At 66.7% G+C, this 21826-nt stretch carries 21 protein-coding genes; 14 read left to right on the top strand and 7 right to left on the bottom strand.

Annotated elements, in window-relative coordinates; genetic code table 11:
• Nucleotides 1-20 precede the first annotated feature (20 nt).
• The 6 genes from B9A95_RS04825 (at nucleotide 21) to B9A95_RS04800 (ending at nucleotide 6368) form a co-directional block, all read left to right on the top strand.
• The gene (locus B9A95_RS04825) at nucleotides 21-971 is read left to right on the top strand and encodes an ABC transporter substrate-binding protein (protein ID WP_084045788.1); all 951 of its coding nucleotides are present in this window, start codon (nucleotides 21-23) and stop codon (nucleotides 969-971) included.
• A gap of 109 nt (nucleotides 972-1080) precedes the next feature.
• On the top strand, nucleotides 1081-2094 hold the full coding sequence (locus tag B9A95_RS04820) for a sugar phosphate isomerase/epimerase family protein (RefSeq protein WP_084045787.1): 1014 nt from the start codon (nucleotides 1081-1083) through the stop codon (nucleotides 2092-2094).
• Entirely contained in the window at nucleotides 2091-3227 is a 1137-nt protein-coding gene (locus B9A95_RS04815) for a Gfo/Idh/MocA family protein (protein WP_245808139.1), read from the top strand. The genes B9A95_RS04820 and B9A95_RS04815 overlap by 4 nt, the downstream gene beginning before the upstream one ends.
• A gap of 243 nt (nucleotides 3228-3470) precedes the next feature.
• Nucleotides 3471-3689 (top strand): hypothetical protein, encoded by a 219-nt coding sequence (locus tag B9A95_RS04810; protein ID WP_084045786.1) that lies wholly within the window; start codon nucleotides 3471-3473, stop codon nucleotides 3687-3689.
• A gap of 130 nt (nucleotides 3690-3819) precedes the next feature.
• Entirely contained in the window at nucleotides 3820-4398 is a 579-nt protein-coding gene (locus tag B9A95_RS04805; protein ID WP_084045785.1) for a hypothetical protein, read from the top strand.
• Between the two features lie 101 nt (nucleotides 4399-4499).
• Entirely contained in the window at nucleotides 4500-6368 is a 1869-nt protein-coding gene (locus B9A95_RS04800; protein WP_084045784.1) for a sensor domain-containing diguanylate cyclase, read from the top strand.
• A 15-nt stretch (nucleotides 6369-6383) separates the two neighbouring features.
• On the opposite strand, the gene B9A95_RS04795 is transcribed toward B9A95_RS04800, so the two are convergent.
• Nucleotides 6384-7133: an IclR family transcriptional regulator gene (locus B9A95_RS04795; RefSeq protein ID WP_084045783.1), complete on the bottom strand. Its 750-nt coding sequence runs from the start codon at nucleotides 7131-7133 to the stop codon at nucleotides 6384-6386.
• 116 nt (nucleotides 7134-7249) lie between these two features.
• On the opposite strand from B9A95_RS04795, the gene hutU reads away from it, so the two are divergent.
• The 5 genes from hutU (at nucleotide 7250) to B9A95_RS04770 (ending at nucleotide 13201) form a co-directional block, all read left to right on the top strand.
• On the top strand, nucleotides 7250-8947 hold the full coding sequence (gene hutU / locus B9A95_RS04790) for a urocanate hydratase (protein WP_084045782.1): 1698 nt from the start codon (nucleotides 7250-7252) through the stop codon (nucleotides 8945-8947).
• Nucleotides 8947-9861, top strand: coding sequence for an arginase family protein (locus B9A95_RS04785; protein WP_084045781.1), 915 nt, complete (start codon nucleotides 8947-8949; stop codon nucleotides 9859-9861). Before hutU ends, B9A95_RS04785 begins: the two co-directional genes overlap by 1 nt.
• Entirely contained in the window at nucleotides 9854-11074 is a 1221-nt protein-coding gene (gene hutI / locus B9A95_RS04780) for an imidazolonepropionase (protein WP_084045780.1), read from the top strand. The genes B9A95_RS04785 and hutI overlap by 8 nt, the downstream gene beginning before the upstream one ends.
• Nucleotides 11071-12570 (top strand): histidine ammonia-lyase, encoded by a 1500-nt coding sequence (gene hutH / locus B9A95_RS04775; protein ID WP_084045779.1) that lies wholly within the window; start codon nucleotides 11071-11073, stop codon nucleotides 12568-12570. Before hutI ends, hutH begins: the two co-directional genes overlap by 4 nt.
• Nucleotides 12571-12913: 343 nt before the next feature.
• The gene (locus B9A95_RS04770) at nucleotides 12914-13201 is read left to right on the top strand and encodes a DUF1989 domain-containing protein (RefSeq protein WP_084045778.1); all 288 of its coding nucleotides are present in this window, start codon (nucleotides 12914-12916) and stop codon (nucleotides 13199-13201) included.
• Between the two features lie 148 nt (nucleotides 13202-13349).
• On the opposite strand, the gene B9A95_RS04765 is transcribed toward B9A95_RS04770, so the two are convergent.
• Both B9A95_RS04765 and B9A95_RS04760 read right to left on the bottom strand, forming a co-directional pair.
• Nucleotides 13350-13544, bottom strand: a complete 195-nt coding sequence (locus B9A95_RS04765) for a type II toxin-antitoxin system antitoxin (protein ID WP_084045777.1) — start codon at nucleotides 13542-13544, stop codon at nucleotides 13350-13352.
• Between the two features lie 44 nt (nucleotides 13545-13588).
• A complete protein-coding gene (locus B9A95_RS04760; RefSeq protein ID WP_084045776.1) occupies nucleotides 13589-14500 on the bottom strand; it encodes an SPFH domain-containing protein in 912 nt (303 codons plus the stop codon).
• Nucleotides 14501-14664: 164 nt separating this feature from the next.
• Between B9A95_RS04760 and B9A95_RS04755 the strand changes: the two genes are divergently transcribed.
• Together B9A95_RS04755 and B9A95_RS04750 are read left to right on the top strand one after the other, a co-directional pair.
• Complete coding sequence (locus B9A95_RS04755) at nucleotides 14665-15378, top strand: HAD family hydrolase (protein WP_084045775.1); 714 nt, start codon at nucleotides 14665-14667, stop codon at nucleotides 15376-15378.
• Entirely contained in the window at nucleotides 15375-16016 is a 642-nt protein-coding gene (locus tag B9A95_RS04750; RefSeq protein ID WP_245808138.1) for an MBL fold metallo-hydrolase, read from the top strand. The genes B9A95_RS04755 and B9A95_RS04750 overlap by 4 nt, the downstream gene beginning before the upstream one ends.
• Before the next feature lie 48 nt (nucleotides 16017-16064).
• On the opposite strand, the gene B9A95_RS04745 is transcribed toward B9A95_RS04750, so the two are convergent.
• Together B9A95_RS04745 and B9A95_RS04740 are read right to left on the bottom strand one after the other, a co-directional pair.
• On the bottom strand, nucleotides 16065-16949 hold the full coding sequence (locus B9A95_RS04745; RefSeq protein ID WP_084045774.1) for a ParB/RepB/Spo0J family partition protein: 885 nt from the start codon (nucleotides 16947-16949) through the stop codon (nucleotides 16065-16067).
• Nucleotides 16946-17722 carry a ParA family protein gene (locus tag B9A95_RS04740; RefSeq protein WP_084045773.1) on the bottom strand — a complete coding sequence of 259 codons (777 nt, stop codon included), beginning with the start codon at nucleotides 17720-17722 and terminating at the stop codon, nucleotides 16946-16948. The genes B9A95_RS04745 and B9A95_RS04740 overlap by 4 nt, the downstream gene beginning before the upstream one ends.
• 756 nt (nucleotides 17723-18478) lie before the next feature.
• Here B9A95_RS04740 and B9A95_RS04735 point away from each other — a divergent pair.
• Nucleotides 18479-19900: a replication initiator protein A gene (locus B9A95_RS04735; protein WP_084045772.1), complete on the top strand. Its 1422-nt coding sequence runs from the start codon at nucleotides 18479-18481 to the stop codon at nucleotides 19898-19900.
• Nucleotides 19901-19952: 52 nt separating this feature from the next.
• Here the strand turns inward: B9A95_RS04735 and B9A95_RS04730 are convergent, their stop codons facing one another.
• Nucleotides 19953-20591 (bottom strand): DsbA family oxidoreductase, encoded by a 639-nt coding sequence (locus B9A95_RS04730; RefSeq protein ID WP_084045771.1) that lies wholly within the window; start codon nucleotides 20589-20591, stop codon nucleotides 19953-19955.
• Between the two features lie 46 nt (nucleotides 20592-20637).
• Nucleotides 20638-21450 (bottom strand): ABC transporter permease, encoded by an 813-nt coding sequence (locus B9A95_RS04725; RefSeq protein ID WP_342744559.1) that lies wholly within the window; start codon nucleotides 21448-21450, stop codon nucleotides 20638-20640.
• Between the last annotated feature and the right edge of the window lie 376 nt (nucleotides 21451-21826).

The raw sequence follows: 21826 nt of genomic DNA, 5'->3' as shown, positions 1-21826 counted from the left end.
CTTTTGCCCGGAGGAACACCATGCGCCTGACCCGACTGCTGACCGTTTCGGCCCTGCTGACCGTTTCCACCGCCCTCGCCCAGACCAAGACCGTGATCGGCGTGTCCATCCCCGCTGCTGATCACGGCTGGACCGCGGGTGTGGTTTACCACGCCAACGAAGCGAAAAAGGCTGTGGAAAAGATGTATCCCGGTGCGCAGGTCATCGTGAAGACCGCCAAGGACGCCAACGAGCAGGCCAACCAGATTCAGGACATGGTTACGGTCAACAAGATCAATACGTTGGTGATCCTGCCGCAGGAGAGCGCGCCGCTGACGGCCCCCGTCGCAGCGGTCAAGCGCCAGGGCGTCTACACAGTGGTGGTGGACCGGGGCCTGACGAATGCGGCGGCCCAGGACGCCTACGTGGCGGGGGATAACAAGGGCTTCGGCAAGGTGTCGGCTCAGTTCCTGGGCAAGCAGCTGGGCGGCAAGGGCAACGTGGTGGTGCTGCGCGGCATTCCCACCGTGGTGGACAACCAGCGCGTGGACGCCTTCGAGGCCGCCATGAAGGCCGGATACCCGGGCGTCAGGATTCTGGACAAGAAGTTCGGCAACTGGAACCGCGACGACGCCTTCAAGGTCATGCAGGACTACCTGACCCGCTTTCCCAAGATCGACGCCGTGTGGGCCGCCGACGACGACATGGCGGTCGGCGTCCTGAAGGCCATCCAACAGGCCGGGCGCAAGGACATCCGCGTGGTGCTGGGCGGCGCAGGCATGAAGGAAATGATCAAAAAGGTGATGGACGGCTCGGACAAGTTGATCACCGCCGACGTGACCTACCCACCGTCCATGATCGCCGACGCCATCATGCTCGCCGCCAAGAACCGCACAGCGGGCAAGGCGCTCCCCAAGAGCACCATCATCCCCAGCGTCCTCGTGACCAAGGGCAACGCCAGCAAGTTCTACTTCCCCAACTCGCCTTTCTGACGTTTGCCGGGGGCGGCCCGCGCTTCCCCGGCTCGGGCCGCTTTCTCTTTCCGCCCGTTCCGCTTTCCCGCCCCCAACAACGCTCCGTTTTCCCTGTTCGAGGTTTCTTATGGCAAGACCCGTCACGCTCTTTACCGGCCAGTGGGCCGATCTGCCCCTCACCGAACTCGCGCCCCTCGCCCGGCAGATGGGCTACAGCGGCCTGGAACTCGCCTGCTGGGGAGACCACTTTGACGTCCAGCGGGCCCTGGCCGAGGAGGGCTACGCGCGCGAACGGCGCGAACTCCTCGCCGATCACGGTCTGGTCTGCCACGCCATCTCCAATCACCTCGTCGGGCAGGCGGTGTGCGACCTGGTGGACGAGCGTCACCGCGAGATCGTGCCCGGGCACGTGTGGGGTGACGGCGATCCCGAGGGCGTGCGGCAACGCGCCGCAGAGGAAATGATGGATACCGCCCGCGCCGCCCAGAAACTCGGCGTTGGGGTGGTGAACGGCTTTACCGGCTCGTCCATCTGGCACGCCACCTACGCCTTTCCGCCCACCTCACAAACCTACTGGGACGCCGGTTTTCAGGACTTTGCCCGGCGCTGGACGCCCATCCTCGATGTGTTTGCAGAAGTTGGCGTGAATTTCGCGCTGGAGGTCCACCCCACCGAGATCGCTTTCGATCTCGCCACGTCCGCGCGGGCACTGGAGGCCGTGAACCGTCACCCGCGCTTCGGCTTCAACTATGACCCCAGCCACCTCGCGTATCAGGGGGTGGACTACGTGAAGTTCATCCGGACCTTCGGAGAACGCATTTTTCACGCCCACATGAAGGACGTGTGGTGGGGGCACGGCAACGGGGATGTGGGCGTGTTTGGCGGGCACACCACCTTCGGCGATCCGAGGCGCTTCTGGGACTTCCGCAGCGTGGGGCGCGGGGACGTGAACTTTGAAGAGGTCATCGTGGCCCTCAACGACGCGGGCTACCGGGGCCCACTGAGCGTGGAGTGGGAGGACGCCCGCATGGACCGGATCCACGGCGCGACGGAAAGCGCCGCCTTCGTACGCCGCCTGGACTTCGAACCCCCCGCCACCGCCTTCGACGCGGCCTTTGCCCGCACCGAGGAGACCAAGTGAGGCCCCTCAAGCTCCGCATGGGCATGGTGGGCGGCGGTCAGGGGGCCTTTATCGGAGCCGTTCACCGCATGGCGGCCACCCTGGACGGCGAGATCGAACTCGTGGCGGGGGCGCTGTCGAGCACGCCGGAACGTTCGCGGGCATCGGGAGAGGCGCTGGGACTGCCGGACGAGCGCAACTACGGCAGTTGGCAGGACATGCTGGCGGGCGAGCTGGCGCGCGAGGACCGCATCGATCTGGTGGCGATCGTCACCCCCAACCACCTGCACTACCCGGTGGCAAAGGCGTTTGCCGAAGCCGGAATCCACGTCGTCTGTGACAAACCCCTGGTGCATACCTCAGAACAGGCCCAGGACCTGGTGCGGGTGGTCAATGCGTCGGGGGTGGTCTTCGCCGTCACCTACAACTACACCGGCTACCCGATGGTGAAGCAGGCGCGGCACATGGTCCGCACGGGACAGCTGGGTGACATCCGTAAGGTCGCCGTGGAATACCGCCAGGGCTGGCTGGCTGGCCCCCTGGAAGGCAACAAACAGGCCGACTGGCGCACCGATCCCTCTCGCAGCGGATTGGGGGGCGCAGTCGGCGACATCGGCACCCACGCCGAGAACCTGATGAGCGCCGTGACGGGCCTGGAACTGGAAGCGGTCTGCGCGGACCTGACGGCTTTTGTTCCGGGCCGAATGCTGGACGACGACGCCTCGGCGCTGCTGCGCTTCCGGGGGGGGGCCAAAGGTATCCTGACGGTCTCGCAGGTGGAGATCGGCGGCGAGAACGACCTGCGCCTGCGCGTTCACGGCACGAAGGGCAGCCTGAGCTGGCGGCAGGAGGACCCCAACCGCCTGCTGTTCGATTCATTGGACGCTCCGCAGCAGGTGCTGACGCGCAGCGGCCCCGGTCTGTGTGGGGAAGCGCAGGGGGCCACTCGACTCCCCGCAGGGCACCCCGAGGGCTTTATCGAGGCCTTTGCCAACGTGTACCGGGCCGCCGCCACGCACATCCGGGCCAAGGCAGAGGGCCGGGAATACACGCCTGATTACCCCACAGTGGAGGACGGCGCGCGGGGAGTGCGCTTCATCGAGAAGATGGTGGAAAGTAGCGGCAGCGCAGAGAAGTGGACGGTGCTGGACTGACGCAGCGCCGAGGGAAGAGGGCAGACAGACCGAAACGGAGTGGGGGCGGCCGTACCCATTTCCGACTTGGGGTGTCGGCCGCCGTTCCGCTGAAGGTGCCGCTTCGCCCCGGCAAGACAGCCTCAGGAAAAAGCTCCGCTCCTGGATGCCGGGAGACGGAGCTGCCCGCCGACTTCACCCGGTCGGCTTTCAATTTTGGGGTAGGGCAAGCGTAGCGCGTTCTTGTCAAGGAGGTGTGCAGATTTGAGCAAGAACCCGAAAGCGTTTTCGTCCGTCTGCCTTTGGCCTTTCCCACAGCCTGCTCAGGCCGTCCCAAGCCCCATTCAACAGGCGCACTCGGCGCTCGAACTCCTGGGCAGCGCCTTCGGAGGCAGACGGTCCGCCGTCCAGACGGGCGGCCCCGAGGTGCAGGTGCTGCTGCTCGGCAAGCAGGTGGGAGGCTCGGGAGCGCGCGAGGGCTGAAAGGCGGTGACGGCGGCGTGCGTCGTGGCGGGGACGGAACTGAGGGGCCCGGGGAACGCAGGGCGAAAGCTGAAGCCAGAACCCCAACCCAAATCACCCTCTGCCCATCCAGGCCGCCTATGCTGACGTCATGCGCGGCCTTTTCTCGAAACGCAAGGCGGATGGGAAACCCGCCGAAGACAAGACCCAGGCTTCCAACCGCTCCCAGATGCCGGGCACGCCCAAACCCGCCTCCGAGAAACGGAGCGCGGACCCCCGGGCGAGTCAGACCCAGGTGGGCCAGACGCGGGCCGGGCAGACCCGCGCTGGACAGACGCAGACGGACCTCATCCTGAACACCACCGAGCGTATGGCGCGCATCGGAGACCGCTTTGCCCTCGCCCTGCGCGAGGCCCTGATGGACCAACCCTACGAGGTGGTGCAGAACGTACAGCTCAAGGATTTCCTGGCGCTGACGCCAGGCGGCGGGCTGGAGCGCGAGGCGCGGCGCAAGCTCGATTTCCTGATTGTGGCCCAGCCGGAGCGCGTGCCGGTGCTCGCGATCATGCTCACCCACCACACCTATGGGCGCGACCGCCGCAGGTCGCCGGAGGTCAACAAGGACACGGGGCTGGGCGGAGGCAGCATCATCACGGTCTTGAACCTCGATCCGCACGAACTCGTTACGCCCGAGGCTGTTCTCAAGGTGCTGCGGCCGCACCTGTCCTGACCCCCAGCTCCAGCCACACGCCGGACCCCGAGCCAGAAGCGCGATGTGTAGGCTTCCTGCTGGCATTGGGGGGACCCAGGCCTCATGCTGACTGGAGAAGCATGCATCTGCGAACCCTCATCTCCCGCAACCTGACGGGCCTGTCGGTCATCCTGGCCCTGGCAGGCGCGCTCGTGCTGTACAGCATTCAGCGCAACCTGAGCGACTCGGCCACCCTCCGCGAGCTGCAGGGGGGAAGCCAACAGATCGAGACGGTCTTGCAGCACATCGTGGACCTGGAAACGGGGGTGCGCGGGTACATCATCACGGGCAACGACGTCTTTCTAGAACCGTACGACCGGGGACGCGCGTTGTTGCCCGGTGAGTTCTCGGCACTCAGCAGATTTCTGGCCGAGCAGGCCAGTCAGAAGCAGATGGAACGCCTGAGCAACGTGCAGGCGCTGCTCGACCGATGGTTCCGTGACGTGGCCACGCCCGAGATCGAGACGCGGCGGGCGAACGGTTTCTCAGCGGGTGAAGCGGCCCGGTCGCAAGCGGGCAAACGCCTGGTGGACAGCATGCGGCAGGAACTGGCGGGGATGCAGGCCGCGCTTCAGGCCCAGACCGTACAGATGCAGCGTGACGCCACCTTCAGCCTGCGCCTGGTACAGGGGTTGGTGCTGCTCGCCTTTGCGTTGGTGGCGGGAGCTTCGGCGCTGATCGGCACCAATCTCTCGCGGCGGCTGGGACAGGCGCTGGAGGGGTTGAGCCGGGTGACGCGGCGCGTTGCGGCCGGACACTACGACGAGCGCGCGCCGCGCAGCGACGTATACGAGGTGCAGGAGGTCGCGGGGCACTTCAACGAGATGGCGGCCGCCATTCAGACGAGCCAGGCCGAGGTGCAGGAGCGGCACGCAGCCCTGGAGCGGCAGCACGAGCAGGTCGCGCGCCTGAGTGAGGACGCCGGGCGGCTCGCCGAGCTGACCGATACCCTGCAGGCCTGCTACACGCTGGCCGAGGGGTACGCCGTACTTCAGGGCATGTTGCCGCACATCTTCCCAGGCTGGAGCGGCACCGTCAGTGTAATCGCCGCGTCGCGCAACCTGCTCACCGTGCAGGTGAGCTGGGGCGAGGCCCGCTGGCGCACACCGGACCTGACCTCCACGCCCGACATGTGCTGGGCGCTGCGCAAGGGCCGGACCTACACCCGCGAGCATCCCATCACCATGTCGTGCATCCAGCAGGCCCCAGGGCACACCCACGCCTACCTGTGCATTCCCCTCGTCGCGCAGGGCGAGACGCTCGGTTCACTGCGGCTGAGCGCCGACGACCCCGAGCAGAGCTCCAAGGAAACGGCCCGGGCCCGCAACTTTGCCGAGGCCGTCGCCCGGCAGATCGCGCTGTCCATCGCCAGCCTGCAACTGCGCGACACGCTGCGCAACCAGAGCATTCGTGACGCCCTGACCGGGGCCTTTAACCGCCGGTACCTCGAAGAAACCCTGTCGCGCGAACTCGTGAGCGCGGAGCGCAACCGACGCGCCCTCAGCGTGCTGGCGCTGGACATCGACCACTTCAAGCGCTTTAACGACACCTTCGGACACGATGGAGGCGACGCGATGCTCGTGGCCGTGGCCCAGGAGATGCAGGACTTTTTCCGTGCCGAGGACGTGGTGTGCCGCTACGGCGGCGAGGAGTTCGTGGTGGTGCTGCTCGACACGGCCCATGAGGACGCCCTCGCCCGCGCCAACGGTTTTCGGCAGGCGGTCCACGGCCTGCGGGTCAACCTGCGCGGGCAGCCGCTCGGGCAGGTCAGCGTGTCCATCGGCGTCTCGACCTTCCCGGGAGACGGCACCACCCCCGAGGGCCTGGTCTCGGCCGCCGACGAGGCCCTGTACGAAGCCAAGCGCCAGGGCCGCGACCGGGTGGTGAGCGTGTCGCAACTTCCGGCCCAGGGCGCAATTGTGCCGGACATGCCCAAGCCCCAGGGCTGAAGTCGGCGACGGGGTTCAAGACCCCGGACGGTGCCCCAGCGTCCAGGCCACCCCGTCCGCCGCGTCACGCAGCCGCCGGGTCAGGCGTTCCTGTTCCCGCAGCCGGGCGGTGGGCAGGCTCAGGCCCAGGGCGGCGATCACCTTTCCCCCCTCGCCCACCAGGGGCACGGCCAGCCCGCTCGTGCCCACCGCCCACTCGTCCCGCGTCAGGGCCAGGCGGTCCAAGCGGATTCGGCGGGCTTCCTCCGGCCAGGGCGCCGCCAGGGTGTGTGGGGTGAAGCGGGGAGCGTCTGGAGGAAGGTCCAGACCCGCCAGGGCGTACAGCAGCTTGCCGCTCGCCGTGGCGTGGGGCGGCAGCACGAAGTCGGTTTCTCCCACCACCGGCGGCCCGTCCCGTCCCTGCACGGAGCGGGCGATGCACAGGACCTGCGCCTGATCCTGACCGGCTTCCAGCACGCAGAGAAAGGCGAGCAGGTGCGTTCCTCGCGCCAGGGCGTTCATCGCGTCGTGCGCCGGCGCGTACCACGGCACCGAGCCGTAGAGCGCGCTGGAGAGCTTGAGCAGCCGCCAGCCCAGTCGGTAGCGCCCCCGTCCCACCCGCATCAGCAGCCCGCCCGCCGTCAGCGTGGTGAGCTGCTCGTGGAGGGTGGAGGTGGCCTCGCCGAGATGGACCGCGAGGGCCGTCAGGGTCCACTCGGTGCGGTCTGCGTCGAAGGCTTCGAGCACACGGACGGCGCTGTCCACGGTGGCGAGGGTGCGGGGCACGGCCCAAGTCTACCTTTTCCGGTTATTCCGAAAATACGACTTGTGGCCTGCTTCCGGAAGGCGGACGATGGCGGCGCAATCCACTCCACCCCTCGCCTCACTCCGAAAGGACGCCCATGACTGACGTTGCCTCCCCCAGTGCCCCTGTAATTCGCGCGCCCCGTGGCTCCGAGAAGACCGCCAAGGGCTGGATTCAGGAAGCCGCCAAGCGGATGTTGATGAACAACCTCGACCCGGAGGTGGCCGAGAACCCCGGCGAACTGATCGTGTACGGCGGACGCGGCAAAGCGGCGCGGAACTGGGACGCCTTTCACCGGATCGTGGAGACGCTGGACCGCCTCAATGACGACGAGACGCTGCTGATCCAGTCGGGCAAGCCGGTGGCTGTCCTGCGGACGCACGAGTGGGCGCCGCGCGTGCTGCTCGCCAACTCCAACCTGGTGCCCCACTGGGCGACGTGGGAGGAGTTCGACAGGCTCGATCAGGCGGGGCTGATGATGTACGGCCAGATGACGGCCGGAAGCTGGATCTACATCGGGACCCAGGGCATCCTCCAGGGCACCTACGAGACCTTTGCCAGCGCGGGGAGAAAGCACTTTGGCGGTTCTCTGAAGGGCACCATCACCGTCACAGCGGGCCTGGGCGGTATGGGCGGCGCGCAACCGCTGGCGGTCAAGCTCGCGGGCGGCGTGAGCATCAACGTCGAGATCGATCCGCACCGCATTGAGCGCCGCCTGGAAACGCGCTACCTGGACGAGGTGGCCGACAGCCTCGCGGACGCGATTCAGCGCGCTGAGCGCTACAAGGCGCAGGGCGTGGCCCGCTCCATCGGCCTGCTGGGCAACGCCGCTGAACTCGTCCCCATGCTCGTGGAGATGGACTGGACCCCAGACCTCGTGACCGACCAGACGAGCGCCCACGATCCCATGTGGGGCTACATCCCAGTCCTCCAGCCCGACGAGGACGCCGACAAACTGCGCGCTGAGCAGCCCGAAGCGTACCGCCAGCGGGCCTACGAGGCGATGGCGAACCACGTCCGGGCCATTCTGGAACTGCAAAAGCGCGGCGCTGTGGCCTTCGACTACGGCAACAACCTGCGCCACCGGGCGCGCGAGGCAGGGGTGGAAAACGCCTTCGACTACCCCGGCTTCGTGCCCGCATTTATCCGCGACTCCTTCTGCGAGGGGCGGGGCCCGTTCCGCTGGGTGGCCCTCTCCGGCGATCCCGAGGACATCCGGGCGACGGACCGGGCGCTGCTCGACCTCTTCCCCGAAGACGAGCGGCTGCAGGCGTGGCTGACCTACGCTGCCGACCAGATCGCTTTCCAGGGCCTGCCCGCGCGCATCTGCTGGCTGGGCTACAAGGAGCGCGACCGCGCCGCCCTGCTGTTCAACGAGATGGTGGCCGACGGCCGCCTGAAGGCCCCCATCGTGATCGGGCGCGACCACCTCGACGCGGGCAGTGTCGCCAGCCCCTACCGGGAGACCGAAGCGATGAAGGACGGCTCGGACGCCGTAAGCGACTGGGCGCTGCTGAATTTCGGTGTGGGTATCGCGTCGGGTGCGGCTTGGATGAGCTTTCACCATGGCGGCGGCGTGGGCCTGGGCTTCTCGCAGCACGCCGGACTGGTGGCGCTGGCCGACGGCACGCCCGAGGCCGCCGCCCGCCTCGCCCGCTGCCTGACGAACGACCCCGGCATGGGCGTGATTCGCCACGCTGACGCGGGGTATGAGAAGGCGCTGGACGTGGCGCAGGAGCGGGGGCTGGACCTGCCGAGTCTGGGCATTGAGGATGCCAGCAAAGGGCAACGCTGATGGAGGGACCGCCCTCCCACCTTCCCTACGGCGGCGTCGCCTCCTTTGCCCGCGCGCCCCTCGTTGAAACGGGTGGAGACTGGCGCGCGGACGTGGGCGTTCTGGGCATCCCCTTCGATATCGCGCTGGGCTTCCGGCCCGGAGCCCGCTTCGCGCCCCGGGCGTTGCGGGAGGCGTCTTTGCGCTTTGTGCCGCCCTTCACCGGGCTGGACGGACGAACACGGCTCGGAGGCGTGACTTTCGCGGACGCAGGTGACGTGGTGCTGCCCAGCCTGGAGCCGGAACTGGCGCGCAAGCGCATCACTGAAGCGGCGAGACAGGTGCGCGAGCGCTGCAGATTGCCCGTCTTTCTGGGAGGCGACCACAGCGTGACGTACCCGCTGCTACGCGCCTTCCACGACGTGCCTGAGCTGCACGTCATCCAGCTCGACGCCCACCTCGACTTCACCGACATACGCAACGGCACACGCTACAGCAACTCCAGTCCCTTCCGCCGGGCCGCCGAGGAACTTCCCAACCTCGTCCACATCACCACGCTGGGGCTGCGCGGGCTGCGGTTCGACGCTGAAGCCGTGGCGGCCGCGCGGGCGCGGGGGCATACCCTGGTGCCGATGGAGGACGTGGAGGCGCAATTCACGTCCGTGCTGCGGGCGCTGCCCGAGGGCCGCTCCGTTTACCTGAGCGTGGATGTGGACGCCTTCGACCCAGCGGTCTTGCCGGGCACAAGCAGCCCCGAGCCCGACGGCTTCACCTACGCCCTGGCGATGCGGGTAATTCGCGAAGTTGCCCGCCGTCACCGACTTGTCGGCGTGGACGTGGTGGAACTCGCCCCCAATCTCGACTCCTCGGAGCGCAGCTCGCTGCTGGCAGCCCGCCTCATTCTGGAGATTTTGTGCGAGGTGTTAGGTGGCTGAGACGCTGTTTACAGGAATTTCTCAGCTCGTCACCCCCGCGCCGGGCCCCCAGCGCGGCCCGGCGATGCGCGAGTTGACCGTTGTCCCCGACGCCGCCCTGCTCGTTCGTGACGGCCTTGTCTCCTGGGTGGGGCCTCGCCGCGACGCACCTGCTGCTGCCCATCTTCACGACTTCGGAAGCGTGGCCGTCGTCCCTGGGCTGACCGATCCGCACACCCACGCGGTCTGGGCCGGAGACCGGCTGGCCGATTTTGAAGCGCGGGTGGAGGGCGTGCCCTACGAAACGATCCTCGCGCGGGGTGGCGGCATCCGCTCCACCATGCGGGCGACGGCAGCGGCAGACGAGGCCGAACTTGTGCAGCTGGCCCTGCCCCGTCTACGGGCACTGGCGGTGAGCGGCGCAACCACCATCGAAGTCAAGAGCGGCTACGGGCTGGACTTCGGGGCCGAGATACGGATGCTGCGGGCGGTGCGGGCCTTGCAGCCCATCATTTCCGTGACGTTGGTGGCCACGTTGCTGATCCACGTGCCGCCGCAAACCGGGCGAACCGATTACGTTCAGTCCGTCTGCGGGGAGCTGATTCCTCAGGTGGCCCGCGAAGGACTGGCCGAGGCCGTGGACGTGTTCTGCGAGCGCGAGGCGTTTGGTGTGGACGAGACGCGCGCCATCCTTGCGGCCGCGCGGCAGCACGGACTGGCCGTCAAGCTGCACGCCGATCAATTTCACGCGGTCGGGGGCACCGAACTGGCCTGCGAGGTGGGGGCGCTCAGCGTGGACCACCTGGAAGCGAGCGGAGAGGCGCAGGTCGCAGCGCTGGCCTCGTCGAGCACCATCGCCACCGTCTTGCCCGGCGTCACGCTCCACCTCGGCCTGCCCGCCGCGCCCGCCCGGAAACTGGTGGACGCGGGCGCATGCGTGGCTGTGGGCACAGACCTCAACCCGGGCAGTTCTCCCCTCTTCAGCGCGGGGCTCGCCCTCGCGCTTGCCGTGCGCCTGTGCGGCCTGACTCCGGCGGAGGCCCTGACGGCCGCGACGGCCAACGCGGCGGCGGCGTTGGGCCTGAACGATAGGGGCGCGCTTGTCCCCGGACAGCGCGCCGACTTTCTGGCGCTGCACTCGGCGGACTGGCGCGATCTGGCCTACGCGCTGGGGGCGAATCCGGTGCGCGACGTGTGGGTCGGCGGGCAACACTTCAAGGAGCATTCAAGGTGATTCTCGATCAGCAATTGACCTTAGCGGACTTCATCCGTGTCGTCCGCCACGCCGAACCCGTCACCCTCTCCCCCGCTGCCCGGGAGCGTGTCCTCGCGGCCCGCGCCGTCATCGAAGGGATTGTGGAAGGCACGGAAGCCGTGTATGGCGTCAACACGGGCTTCGGCAAATTCGCCAGCATCCGCATCGCGCGCGAGGAGCTGACGCAGCTGCAGCACAACCTGATCGTGTCGCACGCCATTGGCGTAGGTGAGGCGCTGCCCACCGAAGTGGTGCGGGGGATGTTGCTGCTCCGCGCGCAATCGCTGGCGCTCGGGCACTCCGGCGTACGCGTGGAGGTGGTGGAGGCGCTGCTGACGCTGCTGAACGCCGGAGCCTGTCCGGTGGTGCCTGCCCAGGGCAGCGTTGGCGCGTCTGGAGACCTTGCGCCGCTGGCCCACCTCGCGCTCGCGCTGATCGGCCTGGGTGAGACCGAATACCGGGGCGAGGTGCGGCCCTCGGCGGACGTGCTGACCGAGCTGGGACTGACGCCGCTGGTGCTTGAGGCCAAAGAGGGCCTGGCCCTTATCAACGGCACCCAACTGATGGGCAGCCTGCTGGCCCTCGCGCTGCACGACGCCCGGATCCTGCTGCACACCGCCAACCTCGCGGCCGCGATGACAGTGGAGGCGCTGTCGGGCAGTCACCGCCCCTTCTCCGAAGGCGTGGTGCGCCTGCGGCCCCATCCAGGCGCGGTGGAAGTGGCAGGGGAGCTGCGCACTTTCCTGCGGGACTCGGCCATCGCCCCGGCGCACGCAAACTGCGGCAAGGTGCAAGACGCCTACAGCCTGCGCGCCGTGCCCCAGGTCCACGGAGCCACGCTGGACACCCTCATGCACGCCGAGCGGGTACTGGCGATTGAGTTCGCCTCGGTGACGGACAACCCCCTGATCTTCCCCGAGACGGGTGAGGTCATCTCCGGAGGCAACTTCCACGGTCAACCCCTGGCAGTGACGGCCGACGCACTGAAGGTGGCGGTGGCCGAACTCGCATCCATCAGCGAGCGCCGCACCGAGCAGCTGCTCAACCCAGCGCTGTCGGGTCTGCCCGGCTTCCTGACGCGCGAGGGTGGACTCAGCAGCGGCTACATGATCGCCCAGTACACGGCGGCGGCCCTCGTCAGCGAGAACAAGGTGCTGGCCCACCCGGCGAGCGTGGACTCCATTCCGACAAGCGCCAACCAGGAAGACCACGTGAGCATGGGCGCACACGGCGCGCGGCAGCTGCGCCAGATCCTGACGAACGCGCAAAACGTGCTTAGCATCGAGCTGATGTGCGCGGCGCAGGCGCTGGGCTTTCAGCCTTTGCAGGCTGGGGTTGGCGTCCAGGCCGCCTTTCACCGCATCCGCGAAACGGTGCCGCCGCTGGAGCGTGACCGCTACTTCCGCCCCGAACTCCTGGCCCTGCGCGAGGTGGTAACCAGCGGCGAACTGCTGAGAGCAGCGCAAGAGGCGTAAAGCAAAAAAAGCGTGTGGAAGAGGAGGCAGCCCATCCACGGCTGCCTCCTCTTCGTTTGCTCGTCACGTGACGAGCAACCCTTCTGGAGTGCGCCTCGCCCCCTTCTCTGACGAAGGAAGCCAGAGCGGAAAAATGCCTTTACGCGACGTTGACCCTACCGTAGAGCCTGCGCCAATCCGGTGTGATTTGCCGACGAGGGGGGAGGTGCGTCTGGTCTGACGCTCCAGAGCTGACCTCCTCTCTTTGCCCTCTCGCCCTGGTGATCAATCCCCAGGGCGAGCAGGGACCAGACCTGATGGCCTTTGCCGCTTCAGACCGTGACGAACGGCTCTCCTGCGGGCAGTGCTGTACAGCAACCGCAACCGCCCGATGGTCACCCTGCTGCGCAACGATACGGGTCGGCGCGACTTCCTGCTCCACCGGAACCTGCGAACTCCTCCGTCCGCCTGGCACCGCGAACGGACATCCGAGCCGCTCTTCCTGGTGGGGGCCTTTGCGCTGTTCGGCATCACACTGGACCACACCACCCTCAACGTCTTTATGGGCGCGCTCGTGGACGCTCTGGGCCAGGTAACCATCGGGCCCCCACCCCAGAGGCCGGGCAACGGTTGGCGCTGCCCGCCGCGGTAGACCTCGAGGTGGGCCTGACGGCCTGCTCTGCGGAGGGCGGCAACGACGGGACCTTCACCGACAATCAGATTCTCCCGGCGCAGCAAGGCTGATGGGACGAGGGGGGGCCAGCCGGAACGTAGACGGCTGCCCCCCCTCTTGTTGCAGATCACTCCTCCGCGCTGCTGTCTCCATCCGGGCGAACTTCCTCGGCTCCCGCCTTCCAGCGCCCGGCCTGTTTCACGCTCTGGGTCAGCAGGTACTCGATCTGCGCGTTCACGCTGCGGAGTTCGTCGGAGGCCCAGCGCTCCAGAGCGGCGTACAACTCGGGGTTCACGCGCAGGGGAAAATTCTTGCGGGCCACAGCGCCTCACCTCGCCTTCTCGGGCTGTGCCCGTTGGGGACCACTCAATACAGGCTCCCGGCATTCACGACCGGCTGGGTGCCGCGCTCGCTCGTTAGGACCACGAGGAGGTTGCTGACCATCTGCGCCTTGCGCTCCTCGTCGAGTTGCACGATGTCCTGCTCGGAGAGTTGCTGCAGCGCCATCTGGACCATGCCCACGGCGCCCTGCACGATCTGCTGCCGCGCGGCGATGATCGCGCTCGCCTGCTGGCGCTGCAGCATGGCCCCGGCGATCTCCGGCGCATAGGCCAGGTGCGAGAGCCTCGCCTCCAACACCTCCACCCCCGCGTGCCGCAAGCGGGCGGCCAGTTCCCGCCCCAGCGCCTCGGCCACTTCCTCGGGGTTGCCGCGCAGCGAAAAACTCTGGCCCTCGTACTCGTCATAGGGGTACTGGGCGGCGAGGTGGCGCAGCGCCGTCTCGGCCTGGATGGCGACGAAGCCCTGGTAATCCTCCACGTCGAACACCGCGCGGGCCGTGTCCACCACCCGCCACACGATGACGGCGGCGATCTCGATGGGGTTGCCCATCTGGTCATTGACCTTCAGGCGTTCGGAGTTGAAATTCCGGATACGCAGCGACACGTTCTTGCGCACCGTGAAGGGATTGGTCCAGTAGAAGCCGTTGCGCCGCTCGGTCCCCACGTAGCGTCCAAAGAGGGTGAGCACTTTGGCTTGATTGGGCTGCACGACGAAAAAGCCGATCAGCCCCAGAAAGGTCAGGATGCCCAGCAAGACGCCCAGCAGCGGTGTGGTTGCCAGGGCCACTACCGTCGCCGCCGCCATCGCCAGCCACAGCAGCACGGCAGGCACTCCCGGCAACCCGAAAGCGCGCCGCTCGACGCTTGCCACCGCTGGATTGGGAGACACCCCACCCTCAGGACCAACCGTTTGCGGAAGCTTTTCCAGTTCGCTCATACCCTACCTCCGATCAATATGATATCACTTTGACCTCAATTTGAATAGTCCGTTCCCGTGGGGATGAAGGCAGGGTTGAGCTTGAACCTTCAGTGGCTGTTCAGACCACCAAAAAGGGTTTGGCGGCCAGGCGGTATGCTGCCTGGCCGCTCTAGAGTGCGTCCATGATCGTCGCTTTCGTGAATCCGGTTGGCTTTCTCGCGCCGCAGGGCCGGGAAGAAGACCTCTCCCCCACAGCCCCAGTCCTCGCCCGCCTGCTGGAGGCCGCCGAGTGGATTCCCGTGACCGGGCTGGACGAGGAGGGCCTGCTGAATGTGCCCGCGGCCTTTACCTCCTGGCAAATCCTGCGGCACGGAGCAGTGGTACTGAAGCCTGACGGCGAGGAGGACGCCGCGTGGCGCAGGCTGACAACCGAGACGCTGGGGGAGCGCGAGGGCGCGCTGCGAATGGCCCATCAGGCGGCCCAGCACATCGGCTGGCTGGGTCAACTCGGCACCGAGGCCGAACTGCACGAACGCGGTGGGCTTCCCCTGATGGTGACGGTCCGGCATCCGCACGGGGTTCCCTTTGCCCTGGACGCAGCAGCGCGGGAGTGGCAGACCTGGCTGGACGAGGGGCCTTTTCGGGGACAGTTCCGGCTGCTCTCGGCCCCCGATCAACTCACCCTGCTGCCCCGTGAGATTAACCCGGAGGGCGCGGTGAACTACGTCCTCTCGCAACTTGGGGACGGTGTGGAACTGACCCTGGGTGTGAGCGCCGCCGCTTCCGACGCCTCCTTCCTGGCCCTTTGCGCTTACGCCGTCATGCCTGGAGAAGGACCTCTCCTCACCTCCGCCCTCGCGGAGCAGGACCGGGAGGCGGGCGGGGAGGACGAGTGAGCCCGCTCCCGGAGGGGGTAACGGTCCATGCCCTGTATGCCAACGTTTACCTGCTGCACACCCCCGAGGGCCGGGTGATGGTGGATTCGGGGAGTCTGGCGCATACCCCCCGCTTTGCCCGGGTGCTGCGCGACTTCCGGCCCGACGCCCTGCTCCTGACCCACGCGCATGTGGACCACTCGGGTGGTGCATTCCTGGCGGCGCGCTCAGGCGTGCCCATCCTGACCCATCCGCTGGAATGTCCCCTGCTCACCGGCCAGGAGCACCACCTCCCCTATCCGGCGGGAGCGCCCCGGGTAGGACAGATCATCTCGCGGCTGCATCCCAAAGTGCCGCCGTCCGCTCTGCGGGCCGTTCTTCCGGGCGAACACGTCTATGGCTGGGAGGTCCTGCCTCTCCCAGGGCATTCCCGTGGGCAGATTGGCCTCCTGCGAGGTGGCGTGCTCATCGCGGGAGACGCCGTGATCAGTGGCCCGAACGGGGCCCATCTTCCCCGCCCTGCCTACAACGACGATCACGCCCAGGCGGTTCAGACCCTGCGGCTCCTCACCGAACTGGACCTCAGGGTCATCCTGCCCGGACATGGTGGTCCCCTCACGCCCCAGCAACTGCGCGAAAGGGCACGCCGCGACGGCTAGACGCCCCGGCTCTCCCTCTGCTCGTCACGTGACGAGCAGTCCTCTCCTCTACGTTTCCGCACTGTCCAGCAGTTCACCGATCTGTTGGAGGAGGCGTTCGATCTTGCGCCTGCGCGCCCCCTCCAACCCGGCCAACGTTCTACGGTCCGCCAGTCGACGGAGGACTGCCTGCGTGGGATCGGCCCGCCTTTCCTGTGGGTCCGCGATCTGCTCTCGCAGGGCCTGCACCGTCGCTCCGGCTCGCGCAGCTTCCAGCAACCCCTGGCGCTGCTCGCGGTCCTCCACACGACCGACCACCAGCGCTTTGCGGTAGTCGAGGCCGGTCCGCACGGCTTCCTGAACGTCTTCGGGCAAATTCAACAGGGCGGCGCGGTTCTTGACGAAGCTTCGCCAGCTTTCCCGTCCCAGCGCGGCGAAAAGGGCGTCCAGCCGTGCCACTGTCTCCGGATCCTCGTCCGGACGACGGTCCAGGGCGAACAGCCGGGGCACGGCCTGCTCTGGAGAAACACCCAGGGTGGACGCCGCCACCTGCAGGCGGGCCCGCACTTCCTCCATCACGTTGAGGTTCTCGCGCTGCAGGTTCTCGACGGCGGCGGCCAGCTGCGCCTGTGCATCGGTGAGGTCCCGTACCAGGACGGGCACCTCGGTCAGACCGGCCTGCTGCGCGGCCCGCCAGCGGCGCTCTCCGGCCACGATCTCGTAGCGTCCGCCTGGGAGAGGGCGCACCAGCAGAGGCTGCAAAACTCCCTGTTCCCGGATGCTGTGCGCCAGTTCTTCCAGCGCTTCTGTACCGAAATGGACGCGGGGTTGAAAGGCGCCGGGCTGCAAATCCGAAAGGAGCAGGGTCATGGTGGCGGGCTGCCCAAGGGTTCCCACGCCTTCCACCAGGCCGCTCAGGCGGGCACCGATGGCCGGCCTCGCCTTGCGGGTCACGCCTTCCCTCCAGGAATTGTCACCTCGAGGCGTGAGGCCGCTGCAATCTCGGCGGTGGCCCGCAAGACGTCTTGATGCACGGGCGAACCCGGCGCGTACAGGCCCACCGGCTGTCCAGCGCTGGCCGAGTCGTTCCACACTGCGCCGCGATCTGGAATGGGACTTGCCAACGGCCGGAGCATGCCCTGAAGGGCGGCGTAGGCTTCCCGGTCATGGGAGCGCCGGGCGTCATACAGGGTGGGCACGTACAGCGCCACCGTGAGATCCGGCCGCAGCTTGCGGTAAGTCGCCATCGCTTCGGATAGACCCGCCAGGGCGTTCATTCCCTTCTGCCGCGTCGGCACTGGCACGATCAGGTGATCCGCCGCGAGGGCACCCAGAATGGACAGTTGGCCCAGGCTGGGTGGGCTGTCGATCAGCGTCACGTCGTACTGATCCGAGACGGCCTGGAGCGCCTGCCGCAGATGCAGGTGCGCGCCTACCACGCCCATCATCTGCCCCTCAGCCAGCGCCAGTGAAACGTCGCTGGGAATGAGGTGCAGGCCGTGCACTGCGGTAGGGGAGGGGAGGGGATCACCGCTGGTGGCGGTGGTGTACACCGTTTGCTCCCGCGTCACACCACTGACCCCCAGCCAGTCGGTGAGGTTGGCCTGCGGGTCGAGATCTACCACGAGTACCCGCAGGCCGGCCTGCGACAGGGTGTATCCCACGTCCCGCGTGAGGCTCGATTTCATGACTCCCCCCGCGTGGTTGAAGAACGTCAGCGTTCGCATTTCTATCAGCCTAGCGCGAATTTCCGCCACGAACAGCGACTTGCTCGTCACATGACGAGCAGTGGCGACCAGAGGGGTAGACAGGAACGGAGACTATCGGACAACTTGTGCCGTTTTGCCTTATGCCGCTTCAACCAAGTGCGCTCAGGATCTCCCTGTGCACAACCTTTCACCCGTCCTGGAGACCGGGAGAGGAAACCGGAGGAGAACTGACCTGCAGAGGAGTCTTCTAAGGGGAATTTTTCTTATAGAAGCAGAATTTGATATAGATTTTACGTCTACACTCTCAAACTCTACCTATCGGACAACTTGCGCCGTTTTTAGATGAGAGGGTATCGGACAACTTGCGCCGTTTCCCCTTTTCCTGTGTCTGACACGCCTGCCCTGGGGTGTACATTCCCCCAAACTCTACCTATCGGACAACTTGCGCCGTTTGAAGCCCAACTATCGGACAACTTGCGCCGTTTTTCCCCACAACTATCGGACAACTTGCGCCGTTTCCAAACTCTACCTATCGGACAACTTGCGCCGTTGCTATCGGACAACTTGCGCCGTTTGGGGTCTACCTATCGGACAACTTGCGCCGTTTGACCCCCAAAACTATCGGACAACTTGCGCCGAACTATCGGACAACTTGCGCCGTTTGACCCTTTTTTTGCCGTCCAGCACACGAGTCGCCCCGCCGCTTGATGATGTTAACAACATATCTTTTTTTAAAAGATTTAAAGATCTAAAAAACAACAACAAGGGGGGTCCGTGACCGAGAAAGAGATCAAGCGCTTCGACGAACTGAATATTGCCCGGCTGAGCCTCATCAGCGTTCAGGAACGGATCCCGGTCGGCTACCGCGACTGGTCGGTGGAACTTGAAGACGGGGACCGCCGATACCGGGTGACCTGTCAGGCCATGCCTGAGTACGGGGTGCCGCACGGCATCGACACCGACATCACGGCGGCCCTCGTGAACCTGTACATCGACCAGGGCGCGCCCACCGACGGCACGGTCACCTGCACGCCCTACCAGCTCCTGCAGATGGCGGGCCTGGACACCAGCGGGCGCTATTACGCCGCCCTGGACGAGAGTTTGCGGCGACTGACAACCACGAACTACTTCATCGCCGAGGGGTGGCGTGACCACCCGCGCAAGCGCTGGACCAACGTGAATTTCCGGTACATCGACCGGCTGGAATTCTCCTCGGGCGAGGCCGAGCGCCTGGACGCCAGCAGCATCCTGAAGATCACCCTGCCGCAGGAAATCGCCCGCAGCGTGCGCTCTGGGTTCATCAAACCGCTCGATCTGAGCTTTATGCAGACCCTCAAGCGGCCGCCCACACGCGCCCTGTACCGCCTGCTCGACGCCCAGCGCCGTGACCCCGAGAATCCCGAGCAGGTCGCCATGTCGTACGAGGTGGGACTTATGGAGTGGGCCGAAGCCTGCAAGATCATCACCGATCGGCCCAGCCTGGCGGTCCGCACGCTCGACGCCGCTCACGAGGAGCTGATTGAAAAGGGGTTTCTCAAAAGCGTCGAGTATCTCGGGCGCGGCAAGAAAAAGCTCCTCCACTACACATTTGGTGAGGCCTTCATCCCGCCCGATCCGCTGCTGATGCAAGGGCTGACCGATATCGGGATCACGCCGACCCGCGCCCTGCAACTCGTCCGGGAGCACGGGGAAGCGCTGATTGCCGATACCTTCACCCGCTATCAGGCCATCGTGGCCGAGGGGTACAAGCCGCGCAGCCGTCCCGCCTTTTTCGTAGATCTTTTGAAGAACCCAGGCAAGTATATGAACCCGGAGGTGCCCGTAGCGGTCTCTGGAGGGCCCTACAAGGCTCAGCAGGACACCCCTCAGGGGAAGAGACCACGTAAAGCTCCGCAGGCCCCTTCTCGGCCTTCACAGGAGGAAAGGGATCTGGAGGCGGACACCGCCCTTCGGGCTTTGCCCCGGGAAGGTCAAGTGGAGGAAGTCATGCGGACCCTGACGTTCCTGCTGCGCAACGACCTCAAGCTCACCGAACTCGATACCCTGCGCCTGGCCCTGGACGAGGGACTCGAAGACCCCCTGGACGTAAAGGCCTGGGTGTTACGCGGCATCAGCAGTGGGCAGAAGGGGGAGATGATCCGCGAGTTGCGCGCTCGCCTGAGCCTGGCACCAGACGGACCGAACATGTTGTTTTAGACTCGAGTCTAAAACAACATGTTCGGTCCGTCCTACAGGCCTTTTTTGGTTTTTAGCGGGGCCGCTTGATCGTCTCGATACCTGCACCCGAATGCAGCACTTCGGTGTACAGATTCCAGAGTTGCTCCGCCTGCCCAGCCTCCCGCACGAGTTGTGAAAAGCGCAGATAGGCCGCATTCCCATCGGGGAGCACGAACGTCGGGGTGCCAAATACGCCCAGCGCTGAAGAAGCGCGCAGGTCCCCAGCCAGCGCGTCCCGCCGGGCCTGCTCGTCGGCCAGATCGGTTGCGAAGCGTTCTGGGTCCAGCCCGGCCACCCTTACCGCGTCCTGCACGGTTTGCTCATCCAGTTCGGCTTTGCGCTCGAAGCGGGCCCGGAACAGGGCCAGCGTGAAGGCCCATCCCGCCTCCTCGCCCTGTTCGGCGGCGGCGCCAGCCGCGAGAAAGCTGCGCAGGCTGGCTTGCTGGTGTGCGCCGCCCTCGCCCTGGGGTTGCTCGTGAAGCCACCAGGTCGGGGCCTTGCGGTCTGGATTTTCCGGGTGGTTGCCCTGCACGAGCGAGAAGTGGCGCAGGCGGAAACTCAGCCCGCGCTCCCGCCGCAGCACGTCGGCCAGCTCGACGCCGCGCCAGGCGAAGGGGCAGAGGAAATCGAAGAACACCTCGGTGACGGTCGCGTCCGCAACTGTGGTCATGGCCGAACGCTAACACGCCTTGGAGGGCGCCACTGTCGGCCGCGCTTCAGGCCTGTCTTGACGCAATCAGCCGCAGGGCGAGCAGCACCCCGAACGCCAGCACCACCATCAGGGCGCTGAGCACCAGGGCAGGCGCAAGGTCACTTTCCATCGCCGTGTAGATTGCCAGAGGCACAGTGCGGGTCTGCCCCTGAAGACTCCCAGCAAACAACAGGGTGGCCCCGAACTCGCCCAGTGAGCGCGCCCAGGCGAGCACTGCACCCTCCAGCAGGAAGGGCAGGGCCAGCGGCAGAGTGATCCGGAAAAAGGTGGCAGCCCCTCCCGCGCCGTCCACCCGCGCAGCCGCTTCCACCTCCGGATCGAAGGCGAGAAAGCCTGCCTTCGCCGCACGTACGTAGAAGGGGGCGCTCGTAAAGATCTGCGCCAGAACCACGGCGGCGGGCGTGAAGGCCAACTCCACGCCCGCGAGCGAGAGGGCCTGGCCCAGCCAGCCCACGCGCCCGAAGGTCAGCAGCAGCGCGGCGCCCGCCACCACCGGCGGCAGCACCATGGGCAGGTCGAGCAGCGCGTCGAGCACCACCCGCCCTGGAAAGCGTCGCCGCGCGAGCAGGTACGCGACGGGGGTGCCCAGCGCGAGCGTGACCGCAAGGGCCGTGCCGGTGGTGAGGGCGCTGATCCGCAGGGCGTCGAGCACGGCGGGCGAGCGCAGCAGCGGCAGGGAGCCTGCCCCAAGACCCCGGCTCAGCAGCGCCAGCGTGGGCAGCAGCAAAAACGCGGCCATCAGGCCGCTGAGCAGCAGCGGAACGGGCCGGACCAGCCGCGCGGCCGTGGGGACTACCTCGGGAACGGGGTACCCCACTCTCGCAAGGTGGCGTGGGCAGGGCGGGGCGGGACCCACACATGACCTGCCGCCTCCGGGTATTCCCCGGGGATCATGCTGGTGGGGCAGTTGGGGAAACCGCCATTGCCCGGCCTCGTGATCCGAGGTGGTGTGAAGTGGCGGGCACTGGCAGACTTCAGCGTTCCCGCTCTCCGCACGGACAGCCGAAAGCCGTGCGGAGGCAGCCTGGGCAGGGTCGGCGCACGCCTCATGCCTGTGAAGCTAGCCCGTCCCGGGACCATCGGTCAATTTGCGCCGGCTGCCTCTGGCGACGCCTGCAGTGGGCTGCTCGTCACGTGACGAGCAACCCTAAAACTCCTGAATTTTTCCGTCCCACAGGTGGTCGAGTGTTCGG

Source organism: Deinococcus hopiensis KR-140, assembly GCF_900176165.1.
Taxonomy (GTDB): domain Bacteria; phylum Deinococcota; class Deinococci; order Deinococcales; family Deinococcaceae; genus Deinococcus; species Deinococcus hopiensis.
The sequence above is the reverse complement of the archived record's forward strand: the minus strand, read 5'-3'. Positions and strand labels throughout refer to the sequence as shown.